Below are 3779 nucleotides of genomic sequence, written 5' to 3'. Positions count from 1 at the left end.
GTCTCCACCCGACATGTCTACCAGCGCCATCCGTCATCCCCCTGTTGATCAAGAGGTTTGCGTCGGGATTCGACCCGATAATGACGCAAACCTCTTGATCAACAGGGGGATGACGGATGGCGCTGGTAGACATGTCGGGTGGAGACAGCAGAGCGGGCAGGGGTGCGGGAGCGGGCCGAGGCGGTGCTGCGCCGGCTGGCTGGCGAGCATGCCCGGTTGCGCGAGGATCAGTGGCGCGCCATTGAGGCACTGGTCGTCGACCGACGGCGGGTGCTCTGCGTCCAGCGGACCGGGTGGGGCAAGTCGGCCGTGTACTTCGTGGCCACCGCCCTGCTCCGCGACAGCGACCAGGCCGAGCGCCGCGACCAGGCCGACCAGGCCGAGCGGGGCGGACAGGCCGGGCCGACCGTCATCGTCTCGCCGCTGCTGGCGCTGATGCGCAACCAGGTCGAGGCGGCCGCTCGGGCCGGCATCCGGGCCCGCACGATCAACTCGGCGAACCTCGACGAGTGGGACGAGATCACCGCCGAGATCCAGACCGGCGCGGTGGACGTGCTGCTGATCAGCCCCGAACGGCTCAACAACCCGGACTTCCGCGACAGCGTCCTGCCGAAGTTGGCTGCCACCACCGGCCTGCTGGTGGTCGACGAGGCGCACTGCGTCTCCGACTGGGGGCACGACTTCCGGCCGGACTACCGGCGGCTGCGGACGTTCCTCGCCGAGCTACCCGAGCGCACCCCCGTGCTGGCAACCACCGCCACCGCCAACGCGCGGGTCACCCAGGACGTGGCCGAGCAGTTGGGCGACGCCCTCATCCTGCGCGGCACCCTGGACCGCGAGTCGCTGCGTCTCGGGGTGCTCGACCTGCCCAGCCCGGCGCACCGGCTGGCCTGGCTCGCCGACCACCTGGATCAGCTGCCCGGCTCGGGCATCGTCTACACGCTGACCGTGGCAGCGGCGGGGGAGACTGCCGAGTTCCTGCGCTCCCGGGGCTACCCGGTCGCCTCCTACAGCGGTCAGTCCGACGACGCCGACCGGCGGGCCGCCGAACAGGACCTGCTCGACAACAAGATCAAAGCGTTGGTCGCCACCAGCGCCCTCGGCATGGGCTTCGACAAGCCCGACCTGGGGTTCGTCGTGCACCTCGGCGCGCCGCCGTCGCCGATCGCCTACTACCAGCAGGTCGGCCGGGCCGGCCGTGCCGTCGAGCACGCCGAGGTGCTGCTCCTGCCAGGTGTCGAGGACGCCGCGATCTGGCGCTACTTCGCCTCGCTGGCGTTCCCGCCGGAGCAGCAGGTCCGCGCCGTGCTGGCCGCCCTGCACACCGACCGTCCGCTCTCCACCCAGGCCCTCGAACCCCTCGTCGACCTGCGCCGGGCCCGGTTGGAGCTGATGCTCAAGGTGCTCGACGTGGACGGCGCGGTCCGCCGGGTGCGCGGTGGGTGGCTCGCCACCGGCGAGCCATGGGTCTACGACGAGGCCCGGTTGCGCCGCGTCGCCGAGGCGCGCACCGTCGAGCAACAGGCCATGCGGGAGTACGCGACCACATCCGACTGCCGGATGCGGTATCTACGGGAACGCCTCGACGACACCGAGGCGGCCGACTGCGGCCGATGCGACAGGTGCGCCGACCCCCTCTTCGCCGCCGACGTGTCGACGGCCGCGCTCGCCGCCGCGCAGACCTTCCTGGGCCGACCCGGCGTGGAGATCGCGCCGAAGAAGCTCTGGCCGACCGGGCTCGACGCGGTCGGCGTACCCCTCAAGGGCCGGATCGCCCCCGCGGAGCAGGCGCTGCCGGGCCGGGCCGTCGGGCGCCTCTCCGACCTGGGCTGGGGTGGCCGGTTGCGTGATCTCGTCGGCCCCGAAGCGCCGGACGCGCCGCTGCCCGACGACGTCGCCGGTGCGGTCGTGGAGGTGCTGAAGGCGTGGGCGCACGGCGACGACCCGTGGCCCCGCCGGCCGGTGGCGGTGGTCGCGGTCGGTTCCCGGCGGCGGCCGCGGCTGCTCGGCTCGCTCGCCGAGCGGATCGCCACGGTGGGCCGGCTGCCGCTGCTCGGTGAGGTCACCGCGGCTGGGCCCGGCGGGCCAGCCGGGCCGCGTGGCAACAGCGCCCAACGGGTACGCGCGCTGCACGACACCTTCACCGTGCCGACCGACCTGGCCGACGCGCTGGCCGGGCTGGACGGCCCGGTGCTGCTCGTGGACGACGTGATCGACTCGGGCTGGACGATGACGCTGGTGGCCCGGGCACTGCGGCGGGCCGGCGCGACCGACGTACTCCCGCTCGCCCTCGCCGTGGCCGGCTGACCCGCCGCCGTTGACGGCGGGGCCGACCCGCCGCCGTTGACGGGCGGGTGGTGCCGGTTGGTCTGCCCTGCCGATCGCGGAGCCGCAGGTGCTTCGCTGCCGGCCTGTGCCTGTGCCTGTGCCTGTGCTCGTGCCCGGGGCCGTGCCCGGGGCCGTGCCCGGGGCCGTGCCCGGGGCCGTGCCCGGGGCCGTGCCCGGGGCCGTGCCCGGGGCCGTGCCCGGGGCCGTGGGTCGCGCGTTCGCGTGCCGGTGGCGCAGCTCCGCTCGGTCGGCGGAAAGTTCCCGGGCGCCGCTGAATGCGACAGTTGCCACGCCGTCCGGGCGTCGGCCTGGACCGGGCCTCGACGGCGGTAACGTGGGCGGCATGACCGACCAGCAGCCCGTCACCCGCGGCGCCGGCGGCGTCAGGGACGTGACCGCCGGCGATGAGGCCGGCTACCCGCTGGGCGCTGGCGGTGCCTGAGCAGCTCTCCGCAGTGCCGGTTCCCGACCAGGTGTCTGCGGCGCCGCTCGTCGATCAGGTCTCCGCCGGGCCGGACCGGAGCACTCTCCGGCTGGCGTTGGTGGTCGGCGGGCTGGTGCTGGCGGTGCTGCTCGGCTTCGGCCTCGGCCGGTTGAACGCCACCGGTGCTGCCACCGGTGCCGCCGCCGGCAGTCCCTCGTTGGCAGTTGAGCACACCGATCCGCCGGGCGTCGCGCCGCACAGCCACGGCTCCGCCACGGCCGCCGATCAGGGCGCCGCCCCCGAGCCGGGCGGTCTGGCGATCAGCTCGGCCGGCCTCACCCTGATGCCCCTGGCCACCGAGTTCGCGGCAGGTCGCCCCGGTCAGCTCCGCTTTCAGGTGCGCGACGCGCAGCGTCGGCCGGTCACCCGGTTCGCCATCGTGCACGACAAGCCGATGCACCTCATCGTCGTCCGGCGGGACCTGACCGGTTACCAGCACCTGCACCCGACCATGGCGGCGGACGGCACCTGGTCGGTGCCGTTGACCCTCACGCAGGCCGGCCTCTGGCGCGCGTACGCCGATTTCACAGTCGTTGCCGACAACGGCGCGCAGACCGCGGTGACCCTTGGCACGGACCTGGTGGCGCCCGGCGACTACCGACCCCGTCCACTGCCGGGGCCGGTCACCTCGACGACCGTGGACGGCTTCACCGTCGGCTACCAGGGCGTTCCGCAAGCCGGGACGACGGTGCCGCTGACCTTCCGGGTCGATGGCGCTGGCGGTGCCGCCCCGCTGGAGCGGTACCTCGGTGCGTACGGGCACCTGGTGGCGTTGCGCGAGGGCGATCTCGGCTACCTGCACGTGCACCCGGAGACCGAGCTGGTGGACGGTCAGATCAAGTTCTGGTTGACCACGCCTGGCCCGGGCCGCTACCGCCTCTACCTCGACTTCCAGGTGAACACCGAAGTCCGAACCGCAGAGGGTCGATGGCGCTGGCGGTGCCGCCCCGCTGGAGCGGTACCTCGG

Annotated in this window: 2 protein-coding genes; both read left to right on the top strand. The window is 73.8% G+C overall.

Annotated features, from left to right (window positions below; all coding sequences use genetic code 11):
* Positions 1-138 precede the first annotated feature (138 nt).
* Complete coding sequence (locus tag DLJ59_RS00325) at positions 139-2307, top strand: RecQ family ATP-dependent DNA helicase (protein WP_244235757.1); 2169 nt, start codon at positions 139-141, stop codon at positions 2305-2307.
* 455 nt (positions 2308-2762) lie between these two features.
* On the top strand, positions 2763-3779 hold a 1017-nt coding region (locus tag DLJ59_RS00315), incomplete at its 3' end, for a hypothetical protein (protein WP_341869561.1).

The sequence above is a fragment of the Micromonospora inaquosa genome, assembly GCF_003857055.1.
Taxonomy (GTDB): Bacteria; Actinomycetota; Actinomycetes; order Mycobacteriales; family Micromonosporaceae; genus Micromonospora; species Micromonospora inaquosa.
The sequence above is the reverse complement of the archived record's forward strand: the minus strand, read 5'-3'. Positions and strand labels throughout refer to the sequence as shown.